28 protein-coding genes are annotated in these 24642 nt (G+C 60.2%); 11 read left to right on the forward strand and 17 right to left on the reverse strand.

Translation table 11 applies throughout. The features are described from left to right. Positions 1 to 92: 92 nt before the first annotated feature. The 3 genes from ACSQ13_RS10340 to ACSQ13_RS10350 all read right to left on the reverse strand — a co-directional run bounded on the left by ACSQ13_RS10340 (position 93) and on the right by ACSQ13_RS10350 (position 1787). Positions 93 to 737, reverse strand: a complete 645-nt coding sequence (locus tag ACSQ13_RS10340) for an SDR family oxidoreductase (protein ID WP_295511364.1) — start codon at positions 735 to 737, stop codon at positions 93 to 95. Positions 738 to 783: 46 nt separating this feature from the next. After that, positions 784 to 1239 (reverse strand): DUF1178 family protein, encoded by a 456-nt coding sequence (locus tag ACSQ13_RS10345; protein ID WP_176249660.1) that lies wholly within the window; start codon positions 1237 to 1239, stop codon positions 784 to 786. A gap of 77 nt (positions 1240 to 1316) precedes the next feature. Further along, positions 1317 to 1787: an NUDIX hydrolase gene (locus tag ACSQ13_RS10350; protein ID WP_176249661.1), complete on the reverse strand. Its 471-nt coding sequence runs from the start codon at positions 1785 to 1787 to the stop codon at positions 1317 to 1319. 107 nt (positions 1788 to 1894) lie between these two features. Between ACSQ13_RS10350 and modA the strand changes: the two genes are divergently transcribed. The 3 genes from modA to modC are packed head-to-tail and all read left to right on the forward strand — an operon-like array spanning position 1895 to position 4397. Continuing rightward, a complete protein-coding gene (modA, locus tag ACSQ13_RS10355) occupies positions 1895 to 2626 on the forward strand; it encodes a molybdate ABC transporter substrate-binding protein (protein WP_295511369.1) in 732 nt (243 codons plus the stop codon). After that, on the forward strand, positions 2623 to 3312 hold the full coding sequence (gene modB, locus ACSQ13_RS10360; protein WP_176249663.1) for a molybdate ABC transporter permease subunit: 690 nt from the start codon (positions 2623 to 2625) through the stop codon (positions 3310 to 3312). The genes modA and modB overlap by 4 nt, the downstream gene beginning before the upstream one ends. After that, entirely contained in the window at positions 3309 to 4397 is a 1089-nt protein-coding gene (gene modC, locus ACSQ13_RS10365; RefSeq protein WP_176249664.1) for a molybdenum ABC transporter ATP-binding protein, read from the forward strand. The genes modB and modC overlap by 4 nt, the downstream gene beginning before the upstream one ends. Before the next feature lie 11 nt (positions 4398 to 4408). Here modC and ACSQ13_RS10370 read toward each other — a convergent pair whose 3' ends face one another. Together ACSQ13_RS10370 and ACSQ13_RS10375 are read right to left on the reverse strand one after the other, a co-directional pair. Then, positions 4409 to 5188, reverse strand: a complete 780-nt coding sequence (locus tag ACSQ13_RS10370; protein ID WP_176249665.1) for an EcsC family protein — start codon at positions 5186 to 5188, stop codon at positions 4409 to 4411. Between the two features lie 50 nt (positions 5189 to 5238). Then, the gene (locus ACSQ13_RS10375) at positions 5239 to 5718 is read right to left on the reverse strand and encodes a GNAT family N-acetyltransferase (RefSeq protein WP_176249754.1); all 480 of its coding nucleotides are present in this window, start codon (positions 5716 to 5718) and stop codon (positions 5239 to 5241) included. A gap of 93 nt (positions 5719 to 5811) precedes the next feature. On the opposite strand from ACSQ13_RS10375, the gene ACSQ13_RS10380 reads away from it, so the two are divergent. After that, positions 5812 to 6417 carry a flavin reductase family protein gene (locus ACSQ13_RS10380; RefSeq protein ID WP_176249666.1) on the forward strand — a complete coding sequence of 202 codons (606 nt, stop codon included), beginning with the start codon at positions 5812 to 5814 and terminating at the stop codon, positions 6415 to 6417. Positions 6418 to 6480: 63 nt separating this feature from the next. Here the strand turns inward: ACSQ13_RS10380 and ACSQ13_RS10385 are convergent, their stop codons facing one another. Further along, entirely contained in the window at positions 6481 to 8142 is a 1662-nt protein-coding gene (locus ACSQ13_RS10385) for a SulP family inorganic anion transporter (protein WP_176249667.1), read from the reverse strand. 160 nt (positions 8143 to 8302) lie between these two features. Between ACSQ13_RS10385 and ACSQ13_RS10390 the strand changes: the two genes are divergently transcribed. Both ACSQ13_RS10390 and ACSQ13_RS10395 read left to right on the forward strand, forming a co-directional pair. Then, positions 8303 to 9175, forward strand: a complete 873-nt coding sequence (locus ACSQ13_RS10390) for an S-methyl-5'-thioadenosine phosphorylase (RefSeq protein WP_176249668.1) — start codon at positions 8303 to 8305, stop codon at positions 9173 to 9175. A 103-nt stretch (positions 9176 to 9278) separates the two neighbouring features. After that, entirely contained in the window at positions 9279 to 9809 is a 531-nt protein-coding gene (locus tag ACSQ13_RS10395; protein WP_176249669.1) for an adenine phosphoribosyltransferase, read from the forward strand. Positions 9810 to 9881: 72 nt separating this feature from the next. On the opposite strand, the gene ACSQ13_RS10400 is transcribed toward ACSQ13_RS10395, so the two are convergent. The 4 genes from ACSQ13_RS10400 to ACSQ13_RS10415 all read right to left on the reverse strand — a co-directional run bounded on the left by ACSQ13_RS10400 (position 9882) and on the right by ACSQ13_RS10415 (position 13614). Next, positions 9882 to 11303: an FAD-binding oxidoreductase gene (locus tag ACSQ13_RS10400; protein ID WP_176249670.1), complete on the reverse strand. Its 1422-nt coding sequence runs from the start codon at positions 11301 to 11303 to the stop codon at positions 9882 to 9884. A 40-nt stretch (positions 11304 to 11343) separates the two neighbouring features. Next, complete coding sequence (locus ACSQ13_RS10405; protein WP_176249671.1) at positions 11344 to 12168, reverse strand: MBL fold metallo-hydrolase; 825 nt, start codon at positions 12166 to 12168, stop codon at positions 11344 to 11346. An 80-nt stretch (positions 12169 to 12248) separates the two neighbouring features. Continuing rightward, the gene (locus tag ACSQ13_RS10410; RefSeq protein ID WP_176249672.1) at positions 12249 to 13034 is read right to left on the reverse strand and encodes an SseB family protein; all 786 of its coding nucleotides are present in this window, start codon (positions 13032 to 13034) and stop codon (positions 12249 to 12251) included. Continuing rightward, a complete protein-coding gene (locus ACSQ13_RS10415) occupies positions 13027 to 13614 on the reverse strand; it encodes a uracil-DNA glycosylase family protein (RefSeq protein ID WP_176249673.1) in 588 nt (195 codons plus the stop codon). The genes ACSQ13_RS10410 and ACSQ13_RS10415 overlap by 8 nt, the downstream gene beginning before the upstream one ends. Positions 13615 to 13726: 112 nt before the next feature. Between ACSQ13_RS10415 and ACSQ13_RS10420 the strand changes: the two genes are divergently transcribed. From ACSQ13_RS10420 to kdsA, 5 genes are all read left to right on the forward strand, one after another. Then, positions 13727 to 14071, forward strand: a complete 345-nt coding sequence (locus tag ACSQ13_RS10420) for an ArsR/SmtB family transcription factor (RefSeq protein WP_176249755.1) — start codon at positions 13727 to 13729, stop codon at positions 14069 to 14071. 10 nt (positions 14072 to 14081) lie between these two features. Continuing rightward, positions 14082 to 14987 (forward strand): cation diffusion facilitator family transporter, encoded by a 906-nt coding sequence (locus ACSQ13_RS10425; RefSeq protein ID WP_295511382.1) that lies wholly within the window; start codon positions 14082 to 14084, stop codon positions 14985 to 14987. A gap of 208 nt (positions 14988 to 15195) precedes the next feature. After that, positions 15196 to 15855 carry an ABC transporter ATP-binding protein gene (locus tag ACSQ13_RS10430; RefSeq protein ID WP_176249675.1) on the forward strand — a complete coding sequence of 220 codons (660 nt, stop codon included), beginning with the start codon at positions 15196 to 15198 and terminating at the stop codon, positions 15853 to 15855. After that, the gene (locus ACSQ13_RS10435) at positions 15833 to 17599 is read left to right on the forward strand and encodes a capsule biosynthesis protein (protein ID WP_176249676.1); all 1767 of its coding nucleotides are present in this window, start codon (positions 15833 to 15835) and stop codon (positions 17597 to 17599) included. The genes ACSQ13_RS10430 and ACSQ13_RS10435 overlap by 23 nt, the downstream gene beginning before the upstream one ends. Continuing rightward, positions 17596 to 18429 carry a 3-deoxy-8-phosphooctulonate synthase gene (kdsA, locus tag ACSQ13_RS10440; protein WP_176249677.1) on the forward strand — a complete coding sequence of 278 codons (834 nt, stop codon included), beginning with the start codon at positions 17596 to 17598 and terminating at the stop codon, positions 18427 to 18429. The genes ACSQ13_RS10435 and kdsA overlap by 4 nt, the downstream gene beginning before the upstream one ends. Here kdsA and ACSQ13_RS10445 read toward each other — a convergent pair. The 7 genes from ACSQ13_RS10445 to aroA all read right to left on the reverse strand — a co-directional run bounded on the left by ACSQ13_RS10445 (position 18426) and on the right by aroA (position 24550). Further along, positions 18426 to 19082, reverse strand: a complete 657-nt coding sequence (locus tag ACSQ13_RS10445; protein WP_176249678.1) for a phosphoribosylanthranilate isomerase — start codon at positions 19080 to 19082, stop codon at positions 18426 to 18428. The two genes, kdsA and ACSQ13_RS10445, sit on opposite strands and share 4 nt — an antisense overlap. A 31-nt stretch (positions 19083 to 19113) precedes the next feature. Beyond that, positions 19114 to 19464 carry a LapA family protein gene (locus tag ACSQ13_RS10450; protein ID WP_176249679.1) on the reverse strand — a complete coding sequence of 117 codons (351 nt, stop codon included), beginning with the start codon at positions 19462 to 19464 and terminating at the stop codon, positions 19114 to 19116. Beyond that, positions 19464 to 19748 carry an integration host factor subunit beta gene (gene ihfB, locus ACSQ13_RS10455; protein WP_176249680.1) on the reverse strand — a complete coding sequence of 95 codons (285 nt, stop codon included), beginning with the start codon at positions 19746 to 19748 and terminating at the stop codon, positions 19464 to 19466. Before ihfB ends, ACSQ13_RS10450 begins: the two co-directional genes overlap by 1 nt. 271 nt (positions 19749 to 20019) lie before the next feature. After that, positions 20020 to 21681 (reverse strand): 30S ribosomal protein S1, encoded by a 1662-nt coding sequence (rpsA, locus tag ACSQ13_RS10460; protein WP_176249756.1) that lies wholly within the window; start codon positions 21679 to 21681, stop codon positions 20020 to 20022. A gap of 387 nt (positions 21682 to 22068) precedes the next feature. Beyond that, complete coding sequence (locus ACSQ13_RS10465; RefSeq protein ID WP_176249681.1) at positions 22069 to 22446, reverse strand: rhodanese-like domain-containing protein; 378 nt, start codon at positions 22444 to 22446, stop codon at positions 22069 to 22071. Positions 22447 to 22583: 137 nt separating this feature from the next. After that, positions 22584 to 23198, reverse strand: a complete 615-nt coding sequence (gene cmk, locus ACSQ13_RS10470) for a (d)CMP kinase (RefSeq protein WP_295511390.1) — start codon at positions 23196 to 23198, stop codon at positions 22584 to 22586. Continuing rightward, positions 23198 to 24550, reverse strand: coding sequence for a 3-phosphoshikimate 1-carboxyvinyltransferase (gene aroA, locus ACSQ13_RS10475; RefSeq protein WP_176249683.1), 1353 nt, complete (start codon positions 24548 to 24550; stop codon positions 23198 to 23200). Before aroA ends, cmk begins: the two co-directional genes overlap by 1 nt. Positions 24551 to 24642 lie beyond the last annotated feature (92 nt).

Here is a 24642-nt window from a genome sequence, read left to right on the forward strand (position 1 = left end):
ACGCAGACCCCTCGTTCTCTGGCTTTTAAATATCCTGGGGTCCGGGGCAACGCCCCGGCGCTCTGCCAGAAACACCAAACCGTCAAATTGGCCTAAAACGGATGCGCACGCCCGTCCCAAGTCTCGAAACAACCCGTCGTCCCGATCGACAGCGCCTCAAACCGCTGGACAAGACCGTGCACCGCCTCATCCACGGTGATCGCGGCCGAATTTCCCCCCATATCGGTCTGCACCCAACCGGGGTGGTATATCCCCACGGCGATCCCTTCGGCTTTCAGATCGGTCGCGATATTGCGGCCCAGATTCAACACAGCAGCTTTCGAGGCGCGGTAGATATAGCTGCCGCCCGGGGCCAGTTCCGAGGACGCCATCTGCGATGAAATAATCGCGATCTTGGGTGATTTGGCGCGGCGCAGATGTGGCAGCATCGCCTGAATGCTCAGGAACACCCCTGTCACATTGGTCGCAAAACTATGCGCCCAGACATCCGCACCATATCCGTCGTCAAAGCTGTCGCCCTTGTCCAGATACACCCCGGCATTGCACACCAGCAGGTCCAACGCACGGTCGCCCAGTTTTGCGGCCATGGCGCTGTGATCTTCGGGATGCGTCACATCCAGCTGGATATCGGCCATGGGCGAACGTCCGGTGCCAAACACCTCTTCGCCCTTGGCCCTGTACTGCGCGGCCAGCCCCGCGCCGATGCCGCGGCTCGCACCTGTGATCAGAATTGTCATGTCTCGGCTTCCTTTTGTCGCGCAACGCCTGCCCGGACGGGCCGGCCTATTGCGTTGATCTTTTGGGCCGGAACGGCAGCGCCATCAGTTGCACGCCTTCCTCGACCAGTTCTTTCGCCTGATCCAGCCGCGCCTCGCCATAGATCGACCGCTCTGGCTTTTCGCCCGCATGCATCGCGCGGGCTTCCTTGACGAAATCGGCCCCCACATAATCCGACGAGGCTTCGACCTTTTTGCGCAGGGCGCTGATGGCTTTTTCGATCTCGCTTTTGGGTTCGGACAACACCGGCACCGCCGGATCGCCCGTCGCTTGAGGCTCTGCCAGAGCTGCCGATTTTCCTGTGGAAACACGCGGTGCCATCATGCCTTTAGTGACCTGCGACGACCCGCAAACAGCACAGCTGATATGACCCGCCTGCGCCAGCGCATCAAAGGCGGCTGCCGATTTGAACCAGCTGTCAAAGCGGTGGTCCTGGTCACATTTCAAGGTAAATTGGATCATCTTACCCGCAGCTTGCCCTTTTCGATCAGTGTAAACAATCAACTCTTACATAAAAAATGGTGCGTCTGCCCGCAGGTTCAAGCGTCAGGCAGGCCCGGACGCGGATCAAAATCGCGGATCATCCGGCGCAGCTCGGGTTCTCTCACCATTTTCATCGCCTTTTTGCGCGACACCCATTTGCGCCGCCGCTGCCCGGCTTCGGGATACTTCTTGGCTTTTGCCTTCACCTCAACAGGATACAGCAACGCGAGCACCGGCAGGACTGAATCCTCGCCCACTTCCTTCGCATAGGAATATACCCCCAGACAGCCCCCGGTGACACGCCCGCGCACGCCCGCTTCCTCCCAGGCTTCCTGCAAGACTGCGGCCTCGGGGGTTTTGGCGTGCATCGGCCAGCCTTTGGGCATGATCCAGCGTTTTGATTTGCGCGAAGTGACCACTAATATCTGAAGCTTGCCCTGCCTGATCCGGTAGCACAGTGCGGCAAATTGCGAACGGGCTTCGCCTTTGCGGGCACCTTGCAGCGATATGGGCAGTTGTTTGATCATCTGGGTCTCGAAAAGGATACAGCCGTTAGGGAATTGTTTAGCGCCTTGCGTTGTCTAAGGCCAGTGATCCCCTTGCGTGCGATATACGCTTGTCGGATAGTGGTGACATGATTTCAAGACTGCTCATCATTCTGGCGGCTTTGCTGCCTGTCGCGGCACAGGCGCAGCCTGCGCCGGTCACGGTCTTCGCCGCCGCCAGCCTGCGCGGCGCGCTGGATCAGGTGGCCGCAGGATACGGCGCGCCGGTTGCGCTGTCTTTTGGCGGTTCGGGCACGATGGCACGCCAGATTGCCGCCGGTGCCCCTGCCGATGTGGTGATCCTTGCCAATGCCGTCTGGATGGGCTGGCTGGTTGAAAACGGCCCCGTGGCCCAAGGCGCGCCGGTTGATTTGCTGGGCAACAGTCTGGTGCTGATCGCCCCCAATGCCACCTCGTCAAACCCCGACCCGTTTCACCTTGCGGGTTTCCTCGGCGACGGGCGGTTGGCGATGGGGCAACGCGATGCCGTGCCCGCCGGAATTTACGCCGCCCAATGGTTAAAGGCCACCGGTCAATGGGATGCCTTGCAGCCCCGTCTTGCAGAAACCGACAATGTGCGCAGTGCCTTGGCGCTTGTGGCGCGGGGCGATGCGCCTTTGGGAATAGTCTATCGCACCGATGCGCTGGCCGAGCCTGATGTCCGCATGGTCTTTGATGTGCCCGCCGATCAGCACAGCCCGATCACCTATCCCGCCGCCGCCCTGACCAAGGCCGGAGCCGCCTTTCTGGCGCACCTGCAAAGCCCGGACAGCAGCGCTGTGTTCGCAAGCTTCGGTTTTGCGCCCGTGACCGCCCGATGACCCCAGACGCCGCTGCATGGGACGCGCTGCGCCTGTCGCTCTGGGTGGCTGTCTGGGCGACCGTGCTTGCCATTCCGCTGGCGCTGTGGGTGGCGTGGCTGCTGGCCCGGCGCGAGTTTTGGGGCAAATCGCTGCTGAATGCCGCCGTGCATCTGCCGCTGGTTCTGCCGCCTGTGGTCACAGGTTATCTGCTGCTGATGGCATTCGGACGCACCGCACCGCTGGGCCGCGCGCTGGACGCAATCGGCCTGCAACTGGCGTTTCACTGGTCAGGCGCGGTGCTGGCGGCGATGATCATGGGGTTTCCGTTGATGGTGCGGGCCATGCGCCTTGCGATCGAGGCCGTTGACCCCAAGCTCGAGGACGCCGCCGCCTCACTGGGGGCCTCGCGCGCATCGGTCTTTGGCCGCGTGACCCTGCCCCTGATCCTGCCGGGTATTCTGGCGGGCACCGTCATGGGCTTTGCCAAGGCGATGGGCGAATTCGGGGCCACGATCACCTTTGTTGCAAATATCCCCGGTCAGACCCAGACCCTGCCCAGCGCCATCTGGTCGGCCCTGCAAATTCCCGGCGGCGAAGGTCAGGCCGTGATCATGGTGGTGATGGCCAGCACCGTGGCCATCGCGGCGGTGCTGTTGTCCGAACTGCTTGCCCGCCGCGTTGCTGCAAGGATCGCAGGCGCATGACCCTGTCACTGTCCCTTTCGCACCGCTTTGCGGATTTCGCGCTGGATATCGCGCTTGAAGCCGGGCCGGGCATCACAGCCTTGTTCGGGCGCTCCGGCGCGGGAAAAACCACTGTGATCAACGCAGTCGGCGGCCTGCTCCGCCCCGACAGCGGCATCATTTCAGTCGATGGCGAAGTCCTTTTGGACACGGCCCGTGGCATATTCATCCCGCCCCACAAGCGCCGTCTGGGAACCGTGTTTCAGGACGCCCGCCTGTTCCCGCATCTGAACGTCGCGCAAAACCTGATGTTCGGGGCACGCTATGCGCCCAAGGGCAGCGTCGGGCCTGAATTATCCGATGTCGTGACCCTGCTCGGCCTTGAGGATCTGCAAACCCGTGCCCCCGCCACCCTGTCGGGCGGTCAAAAGCAACGGGTGGCCTTGGGGCGCGCGCTGCTCAGCCATCCGCGCATGTTGTTGATGGATGAACCGCTTGCCAGTCTTGACGCCCCCCGCAAACAAGAGATTTTGCCCTTTCTTGAACGGCTGCGCGACGGGCCGCTTGGCTTGCCCATCTTGTATGTCAGCCATGCCGTCGATGAAATCGCCCGCCTTGCCGACCGGCTGGTGCTGATCCAAAACGGCCAGATCCAGGCCCAAGGTCCGCTGTTCGAAGTGATGTCCAACCCCGCCGCCGTTCCCCTGCTGGGTGTGCGCGAGGCCGGTGCTGTCATCGAGGCCGATGTGATCGCCCACGGTGCAGATGGAATATCCACCCTGCGGATCAGCGCCGGAGAGATCGAACTGCCCGGCGTACAGGCCCCCATCGGCGCGCGGGTGCGGCTGCGGGTGTTGGCTCAGGATGTGATCTTGTCCCTGACCCGCCCAGAGGGGCTGAGTTCGGTCAATGTCCTGCCCGTACGGATCGAGGATATCCACCCCGGTGACGGCCCCGGTGCGGCCATTGCACTGCGCGCAGGAAACGACAGGCTGCTGGCCCGCGTCACCGCACGGGCGGTGGTGGAATTGGGGCTTTCACGCGGAATGCAGTGTTTTGCCATCCTCAAGGCCACGACCGTGGCCCCCGGCAGCATCGGACGCTAGGCTCTGGCGCGTTAGACTTTGGCGCGTTGCGATAACCGCTTGCGGCCAACCTTGTCGCGGAACATGCTAATCAGCTCTTCATGCGGGACATCCGCGTCGATCGCCAACTTGCGCAGACCGAAATGCACATGCGCCATGTCTTCGTAATAACTGGTATAGGCATAATTCGTCGCGGCCCCTGCAACGGCCCCCAGCACCGGCACCGCCTGCGCGGCCAGCTTTTGGCCCAGCACCACAGCCAGCTTTGGCGCGACCTTGGCAATCACGGCCTGCATGGCCCGACCGCTCAGCGCGATGCGGGCTGACAAAAAGCCCAGATCGGCCCCGTCATCATCTGATAAAGGCCCCGCAGCAGCAAAGACCTGCACGCAATCGAACTGCACATTCTCGGCCAGCGGATCAAACCCGTGGTCCACGGCAACCCCCTGGATCACCCGCAACAGCAATGTCGTGGTCACAGGCAGCTCTGCCAGGGCGGTGGGCAAACCACCTGCACCGCCAGCCGCCCCCATCGCGGCACTCACCGCCTGGTTCAGCCAGCTTTTCTGGTCCGGCACCATGGACCGCGACGAAGTGGCCGCCTTCATCGCCTGACCCAATGCCTTGATCGTGGCGGTTTCCAGATTACGCCGCACGGCACCGGGCAGTTTGTCGATCAACCCTTCGGCACTGCCGCCGATCAGGTTCAGCACATTGATGCCCACCCCCCCTGCGCCCTTATAGCGGGCCGCAAGCTGGTCAAGCCGCACCTCAACATCCACGGTCGCTGGCAGGTCGCTTTCGATTTGCATAGGGTCTCTCCGGCTGTTCGCTATAGATGTGGTGCTATTTGCGCGCCGTTTCAATCCGTCCAGCGCCTGACGTCACCCTCGATGCCGTCCCAGGCTCCCTCGACCAAGGCGCGGCCCAAGACGCGGGCGGGGTTGGTCGGCGGCGGCATCACGACATGTTCCAGCAGCGTAAAACCAAAGCGTTCGTAATAGGGCGCGTCGCCCACCAGCATCACCCGCGTCCACCCCAATGGCAAGGCTTGGGACAGGCTGCTTTCAATCAGCATACCGCCCAATCCTTCGCCCTGACGCGTCGGGTGCACGGCCACAGGCCCCAGCAACAAGGCGTCAACCGCCCCGATATGTATCGGCCAATACCGGATCGCACCGGCAAGAATGCCATCCGCATCCCGTGCGACATAGCTCAGCCCCGCAACAGGCGGAATGCCGTCACGCAAGCGGTAGGACGACAACGCCTCGCGGCCCGGGGCGAAACAAGTGTCATAAAGCGCTTCGACTTCCCAATGGTCAGCCTTGGTCTCTGGTCTCATTTGATACACGTAACGCGGCCCTGTCGGCGGTTTTGAGGTAGCAAAGCCTCTAACATGACGCTAGCCATAGGTGCAAACCTTGAGGAGAATTTGATGTTCTATCGCCCAAAAGACGGCCATTCCCTGCCCCACAATCCGTTCAATGCCATTGTCACCCCGCGCCCGATCGGGTGGATATCCACCCGCGATGCCCAAGGGCGTGACAATCTGGCCCCCTATTCGTTTTTTAATGGCGTGGCCTATGTCCCGCCGCAAGTGATGTTTGCGTCCACCGGCACCAAAGCGGATGTGGACGGGACCAAGGACAGCATGGCCAATATCCGTGAAACCGGCGTGTTTTGCGTGAACATCGTGGAATATGCGATGCGCGATGCGATGAACGCGTCTTCGGCGACACTGCCACATGGTGCAGATGAATTTGGCCATGCAGGTGTGGAAAAAGCGGAATGTGATGAAATCGCATGTGCCCGCGTTGCAAATGCCCCCGCGAGCCTCGAATGCCGCATGACCCAGATGGTCAAGATCGAAGGCGAAAGCAATTATGTGGTGTTTGGCGAAGTCATCGGCGTGCACATGCGCGACGATTGCATCAAGGACGGCCGCTTTGACGTGACCACCTATCAACCGCTTTCACGGCTGGGCTATCGCGACTACGCCCGCGTCACAGAGGTGTTCGAGATTATCCGCCCGGACGACTAACGCACGGGCGGAATTTTTCAAAATTCCGGTCCGTTTTCTTTGAAAGAAAACGGCGACCCCGGATTAGTGGCCGCCCAGGATACCTGTGCGCACCTGATAGTTGGCGGCGACTTCGTATTCGGGATCGTCGTCGCTGTCGATCATCAGGTGGCCGGCCTTTTGCAGCAGGCGGTGACAATCGCGGCTCAGGTGGCGCAGTTGAACGCGTTTTCCGGCCTCCTCGTATTTTGCGGCAATCGTTTCAATCGCCTGTAGGGCGGATTGGTCCGCCACGCGGCTGTCGGCAAAATCCACGATCACTTCGGACGGGTCCTGCTGGACGTCGAACAATTCGGCGAAGCCTTCGGATGAACCAAAGAACAGCGGGCCTTGCACCTGATAGACCTTGGCCCCTTCGGGCGTCAGATAGGTTTTTGCATGAATGCGCCGCGCGTTGGTCCAGGCATAGGCCAGTGCCGATACGATCACCCCGACCACAACCGCCACCGCAAGGTCTTTGTACACGGTCACAACTGTCACCAGCAGAATGACAAAGGCATCCATCAGCGGCACCTTGCGCAGGATGGTCAGCGAGTTCCACGCGAAGGTCCCGATCACGACCATGAACATCACGCCCACCAATGCGGCCAGCGGGATCAGTTCAATCACAGACGACCCGACCAGAATGAACAGCAACAGGAAGATCGCGGCAGCGATCCCCGCCACCCGCGTCCGGCCCCCGGATTTCACGTTGATCATCGACTGACCGATCATCGCACACCCGCCCATACCGCCGAAAAAGCCGGTCACGGTGTTTGCCACACCTTGGGCAATACATTCCTGGCTGGCACCGCCACGGGTGTTGGTCATGTCGCTGACCAGGTTCAGGGTCAGCAGCGATTCAATCAGGCCGATGGCCGCCAGAATAACGGCATAGGGCAGGATGATGTAAAACGTCTCAAGGGTGAAGGGGGCCAATGCGGTGCCATACAGCCCGATGCCTTCGCCAAAGGGCATGTGGAACATTGGAAATCCACCCTCGATCGAGGCCAGATCACCGACGCGCGGCACGTCCATGCCAAAGGCAATCACCACGGCCGCGACGATGCCAATGCCTGCAAGCGGTGCAGGAACCAGTTTGGTAATGCGCGGCATGACCCAGATGATCGCCATGGTCGCCGCCACCAGCGCCAGCATCAGCATCAAGGGCTGGCCGGACAGCCATTCGCCGCCCCCCATGCCGTGGCCTGTATCCACCATGGTGCCGGGCACCTTGAACTGGCTAAGCTGGGCAAGAAAGATGACGATCGCAAGCCCGTTCACAAAGCCCAGCATAACCGGATGCGGCACCAGCCGGATGAATTTGCCCCATCGCATCACACCGGCAAAAATCTGGATCAGGCCCATCAACACCACCGTGGCAAACAGATATTCAACCCCGTGCTGCGACACCAAGGCCACCATCACAACCGCCAAAGCCCCGGTCGCCCCAGAGATCATGCCGGGGCGGCCACCGATCAACGCAGTAATCAACCCCACCAGAAACGCCGCATAAAGCCCGACCAGCGGATGCACCCCGGCCACAAAGGCAAAAGCCACCGCTTCGGGCACCAACGCCAGCGCGACAGTCAGCCCGGACAGCAATTCAATGCGCAAACGCGAGACCGAGAGACCTTCGCCCGGCATCCAGCGCAGATCGGTCACATCAAGGTTCTTGGTGAAGCTGCGGAAAGTGGTACGCGCCATTGGGGCATCCTTCGTATTAATCGGTCTTGGAGAAGTTTTCCGCTCATTAGACCAAAGCGGCATAGATGGAAAGGCAAGCCCCGCCCAAGCGTCGGGTTTCGGGGTTTCCATCACTGCGAAGCTTGATACTCTGCCTGAAAATCAGTCCAAAGGCTTTCCCATGACCAAAACAAAAATCGCCGTGATTGGCGGATCGGGCATCTATGACATCGACGGGCTGCAAGGGGCCGAATGGCTGACCGTGCAAACCCCTTGGGGGCCCACATCGGACGCGATCCTGACCGGCACGCTCGATGGGGTCGAGATGGCGTTTCTGCCGCGTCACGGGCGCGGGCATGTGCATTCGCCCAGCACCGTCCCCTACCGCGCCAATATCGATGCGTTGAAACGGCTGGGCTGCACGGATGTGATCAGTGTTTCGGCCTGCGGGTCGTTCCGCGAGGCCATGGCACCGGGTGATTTCGTGATCGTGGACCAGTTCATTGACCGGACCTTTGCGCGGGAAAAATCGTTCTTCGGGACCGGCTGCGTCGCCCATGTCAGCGTGGCCCACCCGACCTGTCCGCGCCTTGGCGATGCCTGCGAGACCGCCGCGAGGGACGCCGGCATCAACGTGCACCGCGGCGGCACCTATCTGGCGATGGAAGGCCCGCAGTTTTCAACGCTGGCCGAATCCAACATGTACCGCAACAGCTGGGGTGCCGATGTGATCGGGATGACCAACATGCCCGAAGCCAAGCTCGCCCGCGAGGCGGAGCTTTGTTACGCATCCGTTGCGATGATCACCGATTATGACAGCTGGCACCCTGAGCACGGCGAGGTCGATGTCACCAAGATCATCGAGACCCTGATGGGCAATGCCGACAAGGGCCGCCAGATGGTCGCGCGTTTGCCAGCATTGCTGGGGGCCGCGCGCGCGCCCTGCCCGCAAGGCTGCGACCGCGCGCTGGAATACGCGATATTGACCCAGCCCGAAATGCGTGACCCCACGTTGATGGCGAAACTGGATGCGGTTGCAGGTCGGGTGATTTAAGCAGTAAACGGGCCGAGCCCGGCGGGCCGGGTCATGAGTATTTGTAAAAGGGTGAAGATGAGGGGGCTGTCCTTTGTCTGCGCCTGGTTTTTGGGAGAACCAGATGAAACAGGTTCAGGATTATATCCGCACCATCGAAAACTTTCCCCATGAGGGGATCATGTTTCGCGATGTGACAACGCTTTTTGCCGACCCGCGCGGGTTCCGGATGGCGATTGACCAGATGTTGCACCCCTATGCGGGCGTTGCGATTGACAAGGTTGTGGGCCTTGAGGCGCGCGGCTTTATCCTTGGCGGGGCGATTGCGCATCAATTGTCGGTCGGGTTTGTGCCTATCCGCAAGGCGGGCAAATTGCCCGGCAAGACCATCTCGCAGGATTATGTTCTGGAATACGGGCAAGCCACGGTCGAGATCCATGATGATGCAATCCAGCCCGGAGAGCGGATTTTGGTGGTGGATGATCTGCTGGCCACAGGCGGCACCGCCGAGGCCGGGATCAAGCTGATCGAACAACTGGGCGGCGAGGTCGTGTCTTGTGCGTTTATCATTGACCTGCCCGAGCTTGGCGGGCGCAAGCGGTTGGAAGCGATGGGCATGGATGTTCATGTGCTTTGTGCTTTTGAGGGGATGTAGCGGATTGGGGGGCGCTGCCCCCCGTCCCTGCGGGCCGTCCCCCCGGGATATTTCAGAGCCAGAGAATACGGGTTAGTTTGGTGCGGGGACAATCACACCGGGGTTCATGATACCGTTGGGATCAAGTGCGGACTTGATCGCGTGGATGGCCGAGAGTTTGGCCGGATCGCTGTAGCGTTCGAGGTCCTTGACCTTGAGACGGCCAATGCCGTGTTCAGCGCTGACAGACCCGCCCAATTCATGGGTCAGATCGTGAATCGCCGTTTTGATCAGGTCACGTTCGTTCAGATGATCCTGTCGGGATTTGCCGATCACGGGGAAGATATTGAAGTGCAGGTTGCCATCGCCCACATGGCCGAAGCAATTGATGCGGAAATCACCCAAGGCTGCGATTTTTTCACCGGCTTTTGTGATGAACTCGGGGATGGCCCCCAGCGGCACCGAGATGTCGTGGCTTGAGATCGCGCCCACCTTGCGGTTGGCGTGGGGGATCATTTCACGGATCGCCCAGAAATCATCCGACTGTTGCTGGCTTTGTGCGATAAGCCCGTCTGTGACCAGATCTGCCTCTAGCGCGCGTTCAAACAGGGTTTCAAGCGAGGTGGCCGGGTCAAGATCACCGCTGAGGCCCAGTTCGATCAACACGCACCATTCGGGTGGCGTATCGAACGGCTGGCGCAGGTCGGGCATGGTATGGGCAAGGAAATCAAAGCCCATCTTGTTCATGATCTCAAAGGCGCTGATCATTTCGCCCAGCTGATCGCGGGCCAGCGACAGCAGTTTCAGGGCCGCAGCGGGCGAATGCACCACCAGCAGCGCCGTGCCTGATCTGGCCGGACGCGCAAACAGCTTGAGCGCGGCAGCCGTGATCACGCCCAGCGTGCCTTCGGCACCGATCAGCAGATGGCGCAGGTCATAGCCGGTGTTGTTTTTGCGCAGCCGGGTCAGCCCGTTCCAGATTTGCCCGTCCGGCAAGACGGCCTCGAGGCCCAGACACAGATCGCGGGCATTGCCATAGCGCAAGACCCCTGTGCCGCCTGCATTCGTGGCAAGGTTGCCGCCAATGCGCGCCGATCCTTGGGCCGCCAGTGACAGCGGGAACAGACGGTTCACCTTTTCCGCCGCATCCTGAACATCAGACAGGATCACCCCCGCCTCGGCCACCAGCACGTTTTCATCCGGATAGACCGCGCGCAGCTTGTTCATCCGCTCCAGCGACAGGATCAGCGGGGTCGGGCCGTTTTCGGCGATTTGACCGCCCACCAGCCCGGTGCCGCCGCCATAAGGGATCACACCGACCCGCGCCGCATTGGCATGGCGGATCAGCGTCGAGACCTCTTGCACCGTGCGCGGCAGCGCGAGGATCGCAGATGTTCCGGCATAAAGCCCGCGCGGTTCTTCCAGATAGCGCGGTTCGACAGGGCGAAACACATCGGAAGGAAGATCGGCACGCAAGGCGGCCTCGAAGGCGGGATCGGCGGGGTTCAATTTCATGGTGCATTGATCGCGCCGCTGCGGAAAACTTGCAAGACGCTTAATCGTCGCTGCGCAGATATTGCGGGCGCAGCACCATGATCGTGGGGCGTGACGGCAGCCGGTCGCGCGACAATTGCAATGACGGCCCTTCGACATGGATCACGGTGAAGTCATCCGACATGGCGGTCAGGAAATCGCCCAAACCGAAATCGGAGAACCAGTGCATGGGGATCACAATCGACGATTTGAGCCGTTTGAGGATGCGGATCATGGTCGGCAGATCAAGGGTATAGCCGCCATCGACCGGGGCCATCACAACATCCAGCCGCCCGATGGCTGCATATTGTGCGGCGTCGGGTTCGTGGTGCAGATGCCCCAGATGGCCAATGCACAGGCCTGCCATCTCGAAGATGAAAATCGAATTGCCCTTTTCCTCGACCCCTGCGAATTGCGACCGGATGTCGGTGGACACATTGCGCACCAGCACCTCGCCCAGATCAAGGGAATGGTCGATCCCCTGCCCGAATTCACCCCATCCGGGCAGGATATGCGTGATTGCTGGGTCGGGGAATTGGGTGAAATGGCTTTCATGGGCGCGGTTCATGGTGACCAGATCGGGGATCATCGGCAGCGTGCCGGTGAAGCCGGTAAAATCCGTGACCATGTTCAGCCCGCCGTGGCTGCGGAGCAGAAAACTGGCGTGGGCGATGTAATGCAGGTGCACGGTTTCCGGCGCGACATCAGGCAGGCGGACAAGGGTCAGATATTCCAACCCCGGGGTCGCATCCGCCAGGGCGATGCAATGGCTTGGGGTGCGCGTTGGCGTTTGCGCATGGGCCATCGGGGCCAGCAAAGACAGGGCAAATATCAAACGAAACAACATCGGCAAACCTCCTTTGATCGCAAAAGGATACCGCAAAATCGCTGTCTGTCATTAGAATTTATGCCGCAGGGCGACGGGTGTCACCGCAAGATCGGCGGCTTGCTGGGGTCCGATCCCGGTGCCTCCATCCGGGGTGTGTTTTGCAACGGCTCCATCTGGGGCAGATCAAACCGCAGCCCGACCTTTGACAGTTTCTCGACCGTTGGGTCAGAGGGCGCAAAGAAACCGACATCCATTGCACCCGCTTCGATACCCGAAAACGTCAACGCCTCGGATGCGGCGCGCACCAGCGCGTCTTGGGCACGCGGGATTGCGCCGACAAAGCCCAGCAAGTGCCCGCGCCCGCCGCCCTGATATTCAACGCCGACCAGCCAGGCCCCCGCCGCCATGCCGGTTGCGGTGGCCAGCTTGGCATCAATCGCCGCGATCAGGGTTTCGGGCAGACCTTTAGGCGGGAGAACACGGTCGATCCGCGCTTCGACCTGACCGGGGGCGTGGGCCAGCGTGTCGCGCAGCCACGCCACGGCACTGTCCGGCAGCAAAATCGCCGAGGCCGCGACATTCATGTTCACCGCCATGCCAAGGGGTTGACCTTCAAGCATGCCCGCAATCGCGCGGCCCGACAGCGCCACATAGGGGGCAGCGCGGCCCACATAGGCGGCCAGACGTTCGATACGGTCGAACACCAAGACATAGCCCTCGTCCAGCAAAACCGGGCTGACCTGATCGGCGTCGGGCTCATCCTCGAGCAGCAGGAACAGTTCCACATCGGCCATGCGTTCATAGAACCGCAACCGCGCCGTGTCGTTGGTTTCGTCGGCCATCATCGCGGCGTGGGCCACATCAAGGGGCGTCTGGTCAGTCATGCATCACATCCTTTACGGCGGCGCGCAGCCGGGGAAGCACGTCTTCCTCGAACCACGGATTTTTCCTGAGCCAAGCGGTATTGCGCCACGACGGATGTGGCAAGGCAAAGACGCCCGGCGGATGGTCGCGCCAATCGGCAACGGCGCGGGTCACGGTGGTGAAATCCGGCAAGTGATAGCGCATCGCATGGCCGCCGATCAACACGGTCAGACGAATATCGGGCACGGCTGCCAAAGCCCCTGCCCGCCATGTCTTGGCGCAAACCGGCGGGGGCGGCAGATCGCTGCCCTTGGCGTCATAGCCCGGAAAGCAGAACGCCATCGGCACAATCGCAACGCGGGTGCGGTCATAAAACGCGTCTTCGTCCAGACCCAGCCAGGCGCGCAGACGTTTGCCCGACGCATCCCAGAACGGCGTATTTGCCTCGTGCACCCGCAACCCCGGTGCCTGTGACGCGATCAACAGGCGCGCACCGGGCTGAAACCAGACCACCGGATTGGGGCGATGGGCCGTTGCCGTTCGGGCAAAGCGGTCGGCGCAAAGCGTGCAGGCGCGCAAATCTGGTCGGATGTCTGTCATGATCCCGAGATAGCAGCGCAGGCGCAGGTTTCAATCAGGCGGGGGCGCAATCATTTCGAAACTTATCGAAATGAAACTTGACGCTGCCATTCGTTTCGATATTTCTAGAAACATGGAAATGATTTCACCACTGCCCGCAGACCTGCCCCTTGCTGCCGCGCGCTTTGCTGCGTTGGGGTCCGAACAACGTCTGCACGTTCTGCGCATCCTTGTGCGTGCAGGGCCACAGGGTCTGACGATCGGCAGCTTGGGCGAAAGATCGGCCATCACCGGATCGACCCTGACCCACCATGTAAAACTATTGGTCGCCGCCGATTTGGTGCAGCAGCAAAAACAAGGGCGCAACATCATCTGTGCCGCCGTTGCACACCAAGCTGTCCATGACATGTCGCAGTTTTTGTTGACCGAATGCTGCGCCGACGCGGATGCCCCCTGCCCTGACCATCCCCACCCATAGAAAGCACCGCATGCCCCACGCGCATCATCATCATCACGTTGACCCTGCCGCAGGCGATGGCAAGATCGCAGCGGCTGTTGCGATCAACCTTGGCCTGACCGTGGCGCAAATTATCGGCGGCGTGATCTCGGGCAGCCTGTCCCTGATTGCGGATGCGTTGCATAACTTCAGCGATGCCATCGCGTTGATCATTGCCTTTGGGGCCCGCAAAATCGCCCGCCTTCCGGCCAATGCCGACATGACCTTTGGCTATGGCCGGATCGAGCCCGTGGCCGCCCTGATCAACTATAGCACCTTGATCGTGATCGGGCTGTATCTGGTCTATGAGGCCGTGATGCGCTTTGCCACGCCTGAACCGGTTGCGGGCTGGATCATTGTTGCGGTGGCCGGATTTGCCCTGCTGGTTGATCTGGGGACTGCCGCACTGACCTATCGGGCGTCAAAAACCAGCATCAACATCCGCGCCGCGTTCTTGCACAATGTGGCCGATGCCCTTGGGTCTGTCGCCGTGATCATCGCGGGCACGCTGGTCTTGCTGTTCGGCTGGACATGGGTCGACCCGTTGGTGACGCTGATGATCGCGGGCTATATTCTGTGGCAATCGGCAACCGAGCTGCCTCATGTGACGCGCATTTTGATGTTGGGCCGCCCCTTGGGGATCAAAACCGAGGATGTAATTGCGGCGATGCGGTCAATTCCCGGCGTCGCGGATGTGCATCACGTTCACCTCTGGATGCTGCAAGAACATGGCAACGCGCTGGATGCACATGTGGTTGCAACCGCTGACACCGATGCCAGCGCCCTGCGAAGCGCCCTTAAATCACAGCTGAAAGAGGCCTTTGATCTGCATCACATCACCCTCGAGCTTGAGACAAAGGCCAATCAATGCATACAACCCGTGGTTATTGGGCACTGATTGGAAACAATCATTTCGACGCAAAATACCCCCCCGCCCTTGCCATAGCGGCCAAGACAGACGCAATTCTGTTGGGCGGCACCCCTAGTCGGTGTTGTACTTCTGTTTCAGGATCGGACATAATATGGTCTAATTCGCCAGATAGTTGGTAGCTATACCTCCAATAAAAAAGGAGGAACCGACATAGAACAGCGCAACCGGAGCAGTCATGCTGGAATTCGACAATGTATCCAAGTCCTTTTGGACGGGCACGCAACACAAGGTCATTCTTGACCATGTGTCCTTTCGTGTGGAGCTGGGGAATTCATTGGGCATCATGGCACCAAACGGCACCGGCAAATCGACGCTGATCAATATGATGGCCGGGCTGGAACTGCCCGACGAAGGCGAGATCCGGCGCAACTGCAACATCAGCTTTCCGCTGGGGTTCATGGGCGGCGTGGTCAGCAAGGTCTCGGCGATGGAAAACGCGCGCTATATTGCGCGGCTCTATGGGCTGGACCCCGACTATGTCGAAAGCTTTTGCCGCTGGCTGTGCGGGTTGGGCGAATATTTCGATCAACCCCTGGGCACATATTCAGCCGGTATGCGCGGGCGTTTTTCATTTGCGCTGTTGCTGGCACTGGATTTCGACATCTATCTGATCGACGAAGGCATGCCGACCACAACGGATGTTGAATTCAACCGCAAAGCAGGCGAAATCCTGAAAGAACGGTTGCGCACCACCACGATCATTATCGTATCGCACCAAGCCGAGACGCTTGAGCAATATGCCCGTTCCGCAGGTGTCTTGCTGGGCGGGAAGCTGCATTTATTCGACACGCTGGAAGAGGCTAAGCAGGTTTATGACTACGAAACCAAAAGCTAGAAAATTTCGCATCAAGCGTAATACACCAGTTGCAGCGCCCGTAGAAGCAAAGCAGCCGGTGACAGCCGAGGCACCTGTCGAACCGCGCAGGCCTTCGGGGCCTGAGCCTGTGCACCCCCCTGCCCGCCCGCAAGCGGTAAGAACGCAAGAAACACCCCCACCAGCCGCGGCACCGGCACGCCCGGTTGCACCCACAGCACCATCACGCGCCCCCGCAGCACCATCACGCGCACCCGCAGCCGGTCCGGCACCGGCACCCCCGCCGCGGGACGGCGAGGTTGCATCCGCGAGCGAAGTCAGCGGTGAACAGGATATGGATGCGATCCGCCGCGAAGGTCTGACGGGTCGCCAATTGCGCATGGCCCGCCGTGTGGCCCAGAAACACGGGCTTGCCCCGACATCCGACTTTGATGCCGTGCGCCTGTTGCGCGCCGAAGGGATCGACCCGTTTCAACGCTCCAACATGCTTGAACTGGTGGTTCCCCAGGGCGGCAGTGGCGCAGCCCCCAATGATGCCCCGCAAGGCCGCGTACAATTGCCGCAAACCGTGCCCGCAGGCGGCAGGAACATGCCCTCGACCGACATTAATCCGATGGAACGCCGGATGCGCGAAATCTCGGTTATTCAGGCCGACATCACCCGCCGCCGCCGCCGCAAGATGGCGCTGCTTATGGTGCGTCTGTTGTTTTTTGTCGGCTTGCCCACCATCATGGGGGGCTATTATTTCTACAACATCGCAACGCCGATGTATGCCACCGACAGCCAGTTTCTGATCATCCAGAACGAAGGCAGCGGCGGGCTTGGTCCCTTGGGCGGCTTGCTGCCCACGCAATTTGCAAACTCGGCCGACAGTATCGCCACGCAAAGCTATTTGCAGTCCAAGGATGCGATGCTGCGCCTCGACAAGGATGTCGGGTTTGTGTCGCATTTCTCACAGCCCGGTATTGACCCGATCCAGCGCATGGACCCCGATGCCTCGAACGAAGAGGCGTATAAGTTCTATAAAAAGAACGTCAAAATCGGCTATGATCCGACCGAAGGCATGATCCGTATGGAAGTGATCGCCGCCGACCCCAAAGTCGCCGCTGTATTTTCCGAACATCTGCTGGACTACGCCGAAGAGCGGGTGAACGGTCTGTCCCAGCAAAAACGCGAAGACGGGATGCGCGATGCGCGCACGGCCTATGAGCAAACCGTAAAACAGCGCCGCGACGCCCAAGAGGCGCTGATCAAGCTGCAGGTCGAAAACGGTGTCGACCCCGAAGCCGTGATCGCGTCGATCCGTGCCCAGATCAGCAATTACGAAACCCTGCTGCTGGAAAAAGAGCTCGAGCTGGCGGCGCTTTTGGACAACCCGCGCCCGAACCGTGCCAAGGTGGACGGTGTTCAGGGCGACGTGCGCCGGATCGGCGTGCAGCTTGATCGCCTGAACGAACGCATGAACAGCGCCACCGAAGGCACCAATTCACTGGCGCAACAAGCGGTCAGCCTGCAACTGGCACAGGCCGACCTTGCGGCGGCTGACATGGCGCTGCAATCGTCACAGACCCAGATGGAACAGGCCCGCACCGAAGCACAACGGCAGGTCCGGTACCTGACCATCGCCGTGCAGCCCGTTGCCTCGCAATCCGCCTCCTATCCGCGCAAGTTCGAGAACACGATTTTGACATTCCTGATCTTTGCGGGCATCTACCTGATGCTGTCGCTGACCGCGTCGATCCTTAAGGAACAGGTAACAAAATGATCCAAGTCACTGTGGGCAATGTCGTCATCGGGAATGATCGCCCGTTGACCGTAATCGCCGGCCCCTGCCAGCTGGAAAGCGAAACCCATGCGCAGATGATCGCAGGCCAGATGAAAGAAGCCTGTGATGCCGTGGGGGCGCAGTTTGTATTCAAGGCAAGCTATGACAAGGCCAACCGCACCTCGCTAGGCGGCAAACGTGGTTTGGGCATCGACGAAGGTTTGCGCGTGCTGCAATCGGTGGGCAAGGCCATTGGCGTGCCGGTTCTGACCGATGTCCACACCGAAGCCCAATGTGCCGTCGCAGCCGAAGCCGTCGATATCCTGCAAATCCCGGCTTTCCTGTGCCGCCAGACCGATATGCTGCTGGCCGCTGGCAACACCGGCAAAGTGGTGAACGTCAAGAAAGGCCAGTTTCTGGCCCCGTGGGACATGCCCAATGTGGTGTCCAAGATCGAATCCACCGGCAACAAACGCATCCTGCTGACCGAACGCGGTACGTCCTTTGGCTATAACACTTTGGTGGCCGACATGCGCAGCCTGCCACAGATGGCAGCGACAGGATACCCTGTGGTGATGGACGCGACCCATTCGGTGCAACAGCCCGGCGGCATGGGCGGTTCCAGCGGCGGGCAACGTCAATTCGCCCCCGTTATGGCCCGCGCAGCGGTTGCGATTGGTGTGGGTGCGGTGTTTATTGAAACCCACGAAGACCCCGACAACGCACCGTCAGATGGTCCCAACATGATCTATCTGGATAAAATGCCGGCGCTCATTGCATCGCTGATGCGGTTTGACGCCTTGGCCAAATCCGACCCTATCGAAATCTAGGTTTTCGCGGGCTTTTGTGCCGCCTGGCCAAAGCCCGCGATCAACTCTGCGTCCTTGATGCCCGGCGCTGATTCCACCCCCGATGACACATCAACCTGACGCGCGCCGGTCATGCGCACCGCCTCGGCCACGTTTGCGGGGGTCAGCCCACCGGCCAGCATCCACGGTTTGGACCAGCTGCGCCCGGCAATCAGACGCCAGTCAAAGGCCAGCCCGTTGCCACCGGGCAGATCGGCCCCTTTGGGGGGCTTTGCATCAACCAAGATCTGGTCCGCCACCTGCATATAGGCGTCAAGCTGCGCCAGATCATCCGCATCTGCAACGCCCACGGCCTTCATCACCGGCAGCCCATAGCGCGCCTTGACCTCGCGCACCCGCTCGGGGGTTTCATGGCCATGCAGTTGCAACATGTCGATCGGCACAGCGGCCAGCAGCGCATCCAGAAACGCATCATCGGCATCCACCGTCAGGGCGACCTTGCAAATGCCGCCCGGCACCTCAAGCGCCAGCGCTGCGGCTTCGTCAAAGCTGACGTTGCGGGGGGATTTTTTGAAAAAGACGAACCCGACATAGCGGGCATTCGCAGCCACTGCCGCTGCAATATCAGCGGCGCTGCGCAAACCGCAGACCTTTACATGTACATTCATCGACATGGGTTTCCCTCGGGTCGCAGCGACCGTCAGATCAGCCTGCTTGGTCCAGCAAGGCCAGAACTTCGTCCTGCCCTTCGTATTTTTCGCCCTTGAGGCGCGCGATTTCACGCTGAAGGCGACGCATTTCACGGGCCTGACGCGCGGCTTCGGCACGTTGATTGAATTCGCGAATCCATTCCCAGACGAAACCAACCAAAAGGCCTGCGATGATGCTGCCCAGAATGACGATGAACAACGGCACCTGCATTTCAGGGTTCACAGCGAAAAAGCCCGACACCTCAGTTGGCAGCAGCTTGAGCGACACCATAGACCGGTTGGCCAAAGCGACGGCGATCAATGCCACTGCAAAAATAGCGATACAAAGGTAGCGGACATAGCGCATCAGGAATTCCCGTTCAGACGATCACGAAGCAATTTGCCGGTCTTGAAGAACGGCACGTGTTTGTCTTCTACATGAACAGTTTCCCCTGTGCGAGGGTTTCGACCCACGCGGGCATCACGTTTTTTCACGGAAAACGCGCCAAATCCGCGCAGTTCAACACGATCACCCTGCGCCATGGCACCTGTGATTTCTTCAAAGATGGTATTCACGATTCTTTCGACATCACGCTGGTAAAGATGTGGATTGTCGTCTGCGATCTTTTGAATCAATTCCGACCGGATCATCTGAAAGTCTCCCCCGAGATTTATTTTATTATGTCCCCGACTATAACAACTCCCACGCGTTCGTGAAGACATCCATATCGCCCATTGAGACATTTCGCGGCGCGAACCTGCTGATTTAAGGTCGTTTTTTAGCCGAAATGCTTAACAGCCCGCGCCCGTCTTGCGGGCGGACGCTGTACCGCCCCCCGCAGCCTGCCCCGATTCGCATAAAAAAAGGGCCCCGCAATCTGCATTGCGAGGCCCGTTATCTAACTTGCTAAACGCCTAAGGTTCAGTCGTCGCCCTTCAGAGCGGCCCCAAGGATATCACCCAAGGATGCGCCGGAGTCAGAGGAGCCATACTGCTCGACTGCTTCTTTCTCTTCTGCGATTTCACGTGCCTTGATCGAAACGCCCAAACGGTGCGCTTTGGCATCGACGTTGGTGATGCGAACATCAACCTTGTCACCAACCGAGAAGCGCTCTGGGCGCTGTTCGGCACGGTCACGCGACAGATCGGAGCGACGGATGAAGGCTTTCATGCCTTCATATTCGACTTCGATGCCACCGTCTTCGATGGAGGTCACAGTCACAGTCACAACGGAACCGCGCTTAACGCCGCCCACTGCTTCTGCGAACTTGTCGCCGCCAACACCTTTGATCGAGAGGCTGATGCGCTCTTTCTCAACGTCGACTTCGGAGACAACGGCCTGAACCATATCGCCCTTGCGGTAGTTCTGGATGGCGTCTTCGCCACGTTCGTCCCAGGACAGGTCGGACAGGTGAACCATGCCGTCGATGTCGCCTGGCAGGCCAACAAACAGACCGAATTCGGTGATGTTTTTGACTTCGCCTTCGACTTCGGTGCCTTCAGGGTGTGTTTCTGCAAACACTTCCCATGGGTTGCGCATGGTCTGCTTGAGACCAAGGGAAACGCGGCGCTTGGCACCATCGATTTCCAGAACCATGACTTCGACTTCTTGGCTGGTGGACACGATCTTGCCGGGGTGTACGTTTTTCTTTGTCCACGACATCTCGGACACATGTACCAGACCTTCAACGCCAGGCTCGAGCTCAACAAATGCACCGTAATCGGTGATGTTGGTCACGCGACCTGTATGCGTGGATTCCAGTGGGTACTTGGCTTGCACCAGATCCCATGGATCTTCTTGCAATTGCTTCATGCCCAAGGAGATGCGGTGCGTCTCTTTGTTGATCTTGATGACTTGAACCTTGATGGTCTCGCCAATTGTCAGGATCTCGGATGGGTGGTTTACACGGCGCCATGCCATGTCTGTGACGTGCAGCAAGCCGTCAACGCCGCCCAGATCAACGAACGCACCGTATTCGGTGATGTTCTTGACCACACCGTCAACTTCCTGACCTTCGGTCAGGTTGCCGATAACTTCGGCACGCTGTTCGGCACGGGATTCTTCAAGGATCGCACGACGCGAAACAACGATGTTGCCACGACGACGGTCCATCTTCAGAACCTGGAACGGCTGCTTCAGACCCATCAACGGGCCGGCATCGCGCACGGGGCGCACGTCAACTTGCGAACCGGGAAGGAACGCAACCGCGCCGCCCAGATCAACTGTAAAGCCACCTTTAACGCGGCCAAAGATTGCGCCATCAACGCGCTCTTCTGCGGCATAGGCTTTTTCCAGACGGTCCCAGGCTTCCTCACGGCGCGCCATCTCGCGAGAGATAACAGCTTCGCCACGGGAGTTTTCGACCTGACGAAGGAAAACTTCGACTTCGTCGCCGACTGCAACGTTGGGAGCTTCGCCTGGCTCGGCGAATTCTTTAAGATCGACGCGACCTTCCATCTTGTAGCCTACGTCGATGATGGCTTGGCCCGCTTCGATCGCGATGACCTTACCTTTGACAACTGAGCCCTCTTCGGGCGTGTCCATTTCAAAGCTTTCTTCCAAAAGTGCTTCGAAGTCTTCCATTGAGTTCATAGCCATGTAGCTTGAGTATCCTTTAGCATTTGGTTTCTGGCCGCGCGGTTGTCTCCGCCGGTCTGTGATTAAAAATGTCTTTCGTGGCCGGGTCCGTTTGCAAAACAAAGAGGGCCGGATGAATCCGACCCTGCCTGATATATCGCGCCCGAAACGTGTATCCGCCCCTTAGACAGTCGCGCGTATAGGCCTGTTTCATGGAAATGGCAAGGGCGGTCAGGCGGCTTCTGGCAGCCTGATCCACCGCTCGCGAAAGATCGCCTGCTGTGCCGTAATCAGTCTTCCGGTGTTAACAAGAAGGCGGCGGCACGCCTGGCGGATATGAAAAACCCCGCCCCCGGAAAGGGAGCAGGGATTGTCACCTCGAGCCTCGGTTGATTAAGCCTCGGTCGGGCCGCCCGCGTCTTCCCAGCCGGGGAAACCGCCAATGTTGGTCACATTGGTATAGCCCATGTCGTGCAGGGTTTTGCCGGACAACGCAGCCTGGCCGCCTGCCCCACAGATCAAATAGATCTCGGCGTCTTTTTGAAAGATCGGGTTATATAGTGCCTCGACCTTTGGGTCGGCGCGAAATTCGATCATGCCGCGCGGTACACGGTGTGCGCCCTTGATCGTGCCGCTGCTGGCAATATCGGATGAATCGCGCACATCGATAAACAGGCCTTGGCCCTGCGCGTGCTTGGCGATCGCGTCTTTGGCGTCCATTGTCGGAACGACGGTATTGGCGGCTTCCAGATAGTCTTGTGCGGTTTTCATAATGGGTATCCTTGTGATCATTGCGCCAGACCGCGCGCTGTCATCGCGCAGCATTCGACACATCAACGCACCGGATCAAAGGACAGTTCCATGGTGGCGAAATATCTTGCAGCCCCGCAACAGGACGGCAAAAGGCCCTAGCGCGCCAAACGCTGGCTGATCAGCTCAATCGCGCGGGCCACCGCCGTGGCGATATCCATGGTCGAGGTGTCCATCTCGACAGCATCTGCGGCGGGCTTCAGCGGGGCCTCGGCACGGCTGCTGTCGCGTTCGTCACGCGCCTCCACATCGGCCAACACCTGTTCAAAGGTTCCGTCAAACCCCTTTGCAGCCAGTTCCGCGAACCGGCGCTGCGCACGGACCTCGGGTGTGGCTGTCACGAACAGCTTTACCTGCGCATCGGGGCAAATCACCGTTCCGATATCGCGCCCGTCCAGCACCGCCCCGCCAGCCCGCATGGCGAAACTGCGCTGGAAATCCACCAAAGCGGCCCGCACTTCCGGGATCGCAGCCGCACGGCTGGCCGCCTCGGCCACCGCATTGGTGCGCAGCTGGTCATTCTCCAGATCGCCCGCAACCAAGGTCAATGCCGCCTCTTCAGGCGACATCCCTTCAAGCACCTTTGCACCAACGGCACGGTACAAAAGCCCCGTATCCAGATGCGCAAAGCCGAAATGCTCTGCCACAGCGCGCGACACCGTGCCCTTGCCCGCAGCGGCTGGCCCGTCAATGGCGACTGTAAAGCCGTCCATCACGCCGTGCCCCGCGTCACCTTGGCACCCAGCTGCGCCATCAGCGGCTCGAATATCGGGAAGGATGTGGTGATCGGCGCACCGTCATCGACGCTGACCGGAGCATTTGCCGCCATGCCCATGATCATAAAGGACATCGCAATGCGGTGGTCCAACTGGCTGGCACAGGTGGCCCCGCCGGGCACATTGCCATGCCCCAACCCGGTGACGGCCCACCAGTCGGGGCCTTCTTCCACCTCGACCCCGTTGGCGCGCAGCCCCTTGGCCATCGCATCAATCCGGTCGCTTTCCTTGACCCGCAACTCCTTGACGCCGCGCATCATGGTCTGGCCTTGCGCAAAAGACGCCACCACAGACAGCACCGGATATTCGTCGATCATCGACGCGGCCCGCGCGGGCGGCACCTCGATCCCCTTCATATCGGGCGAAAATCTGGCACGCAGATCGGCGACAGGCTCGCCGCCCTCGGTGCGCTCGTTCTCATAGGTCAGATCGGCCCCCATCTCGCGCAGCGTGGTAAACAACCCCGCCCGCGTCGGGTTCAAACCGATACCGGGCACCAAGACATCCGACCCGGGCACGATCAACGCCGCACAGACCGGAAACGCCGCCGAAGACGGATCACGCGGCACGTCCACATGCTGGGCCTGCAACTCGGGCTGGCCCGTCAAGGTGATAACGCGGCCCTCATCGGTATCCTCGACCGCAATCTCGGCCCCGAAACCTGCCAGCATACGCTCTGTATGGTCGCGCGTGGCTTCGGCCTCGATCACCACAGTCTTGCCCGGCGCATTCAACCCCGCCAGCAATACTGCCGATTTCACCTGCGCCGACGGCACCGGCACCACATAGCGCACCGGCACAGGTTCTGCCGCACCGACGATGGTCATTGGCAACCGCCCGCCCTTGCGCCCGACAGCCTGCGTGCCAAATAACGCCAACGGGTCCGTTACCCGCGCCATGGGCCGGCCGTTCAGGCTGGCATCACCGGTAAAGGTCGCGGTGATCGGCGATGTCGCCATCGCGCCCATGATCAACCGCACACCGGTGCCGGAGTTGCCGCAATCAATCACGCCGTCAGGTTCGGCAAAACCGCCAACCCCGACCCCGTGCACAGACCAGTTGCCGCCGCCCAAATCCGTGACGTCCGCCCCGAACGCCCGCATCGCGCGGGCCGTGTCCAACACATCATCGCCTTCCAACAGACCACTGATCGTGGTCTCGCCGACACACATCGCGCCCAATATCAAAGACCGGTGCGAGATGGATTTATCCCCCGGCACCTCGGCCACACCGCTCAAGGGTCCGCAAGCAGACGAAGTCATGGGAATAGGCGTGGCGTGACTGGACATGGGACAACCCTCAATCTGAATTCTGACCGCCGTCATAAACCAGCACGCAAGTGCCGTCCATAACTGAGCGCCCTATCTTCTCTGGCTCTTAA

Source organism: Sulfitobacter sp. SH22 (assembly GCF_965641905.1).
Lineage (GTDB): Bacteria > Pseudomonadota > Alphaproteobacteria > Rhodobacterales > Rhodobacteraceae > Sulfitobacter.

Coding starts and splice junctions, on each gene's coding strand:
- ACSQ13_RS10340 (WP_295511364.1), bottom strand. CDS start 737: ATGACAATTCTGATCACAGGTGCGAGCCGCGGCATCGGCGCGGGGCTG.
- ACSQ13_RS10345 (WP_176249660.1), bottom strand. CDS start 1,239: ATGATCCAATTTACCTTGAAATGTGACCAGGACCACCGCTTTGACAGC.
- ACSQ13_RS10350 (WP_176249661.1), bottom strand. CDS start 1,787: ATGATCAAACAACTGCCCATATCGCTGCAAGGTGCCCGCAAAGGCGAA.
- modA (WP_295511369.1), top strand. CDS start 1,895: ATGATTTCAAGACTGCTCATCATTCTGGCGGCTTTGCTGCCTGTCGCG.
- modB (WP_176249663.1), top strand. CDS start 2,623: ATGACCCCAGACGCCGCTGCATGGGACGCGCTGCGCCTGTCGCTCTGG.
- modC (WP_176249664.1), top strand. CDS start 3,309: ATGACCCTGTCACTGTCCCTTTCGCACCGCTTTGCGGATTTCGCGCTG.
- ACSQ13_RS10370 (WP_176249665.1), bottom strand. CDS start 5,188: ATGCAAATCGAAAGCGACCTGCCAGCGACCGTGGATGTTGAGGTGCGG.
- ACSQ13_RS10375 (WP_176249754.1), bottom strand. CDS start 5,718: ATGAGACCAGAGACCAAGGCTGACCATTGGGAAGTCGAAGCGCTTTAT.
- ACSQ13_RS10380 (WP_176249666.1), top strand. CDS start 5,812: ATGTTCTATCGCCCAAAAGACGGCCATTCCCTGCCCCACAATCCGTTC.
- ACSQ13_RS10385 (WP_176249667.1), bottom strand. CDS start 8,142: ATGGCGCGTACCACTTTCCGCAGCTTCACCAAGAACCTTGATGTGACC.
- ACSQ13_RS10390 (WP_176249668.1), top strand. CDS start 8,303: ATGACCAAAACAAAAATCGCCGTGATTGGCGGATCGGGCATCTATGAC.
- ACSQ13_RS10395 (WP_176249669.1), top strand. CDS start 9,279: ATGAAACAGGTTCAGGATTATATCCGCACCATCGAAAACTTTCCCCAT.
- ACSQ13_RS10400 (WP_176249670.1), bottom strand. CDS start 11,303: ATGAAATTGAACCCCGCCGATCCCGCCTTCGAGGCCGCCTTGCGTGCC.
- ACSQ13_RS10405 (WP_176249671.1), bottom strand. CDS start 12,168: ATGTTGTTTCGTTTGATATTTGCCCTGTCTTTGCTGGCCCCGATGGCC.
- ACSQ13_RS10410 (WP_176249672.1), bottom strand. CDS start 13,034: ATGACTGACCAGACGCCCCTTGATGTGGCCCACGCCGCGATGATGGCC.
- ACSQ13_RS10415 (WP_176249673.1), bottom strand. CDS start 13,614: ATGACAGACATCCGACCAGATTTGCGCGCCTGCACGCTTTGCGCCGAC.
- ACSQ13_RS10420 (WP_176249755.1), top strand. CDS start 13,727: ATGGAAATGATTTCACCACTGCCCGCAGACCTGCCCCTTGCTGCCGCG.
- ACSQ13_RS10425 (WP_295511382.1), top strand. CDS start 14,082: ATGCCCCACGCGCATCATCATCATCACGTTGACCCTGCCGCAGGCGAT.
- ACSQ13_RS10430 (WP_176249675.1), top strand. CDS start 15,196: ATGCTGGAATTCGACAATGTATCCAAGTCCTTTTGGACGGGCACGCAA.
- ACSQ13_RS10435 (WP_176249676.1), top strand. CDS start 15,833: ATGACTACGAAACCAAAAGCTAGAAAATTTCGCATCAAGCGTAATACA.
- kdsA (WP_176249677.1), top strand. CDS start 17,596: ATGATCCAAGTCACTGTGGGCAATGTCGTCATCGGGAATGATCGCCCG.
- ACSQ13_RS10445 (WP_176249678.1), bottom strand. CDS start 19,082: ATGTCGATGAATGTACATGTAAAGGTCTGCGGTTTGCGCAGCGCCGCT.
- ACSQ13_RS10450 (WP_176249679.1), bottom strand. CDS start 19,464: ATGCGCTATGTCCGCTACCTTTGTATCGCTATTTTTGCAGTGGCATTG.
- ihfB (WP_176249680.1), bottom strand. CDS start 19,748: ATGATCCGGTCGGAATTGATTCAAAAGATCGCAGACGACAATCCACAT.
- rpsA (WP_176249756.1), bottom strand. CDS start 21,681: ATGGAAGACTTCGAAGCACTTTTGGAAGAAAGCTTTGAAATGGACACG.
- ACSQ13_RS10465 (WP_176249681.1), bottom strand. CDS start 22,446: ATGAAAACCGCACAAGACTATCTGGAAGCCGCCAATACCGTCGTTCCG.
- cmk (WP_295511390.1), bottom strand. CDS start 23,198: ATGGACGGCTTTACAGTCGCCATTGACGGGCCAGCCGCTGCGGGCAAG.
- aroA (WP_176249683.1), bottom strand. CDS start 24,550: ATGTCCAGTCACGCCACGCCTATTCCCATGACTTCGTCTGCTTGCGGA.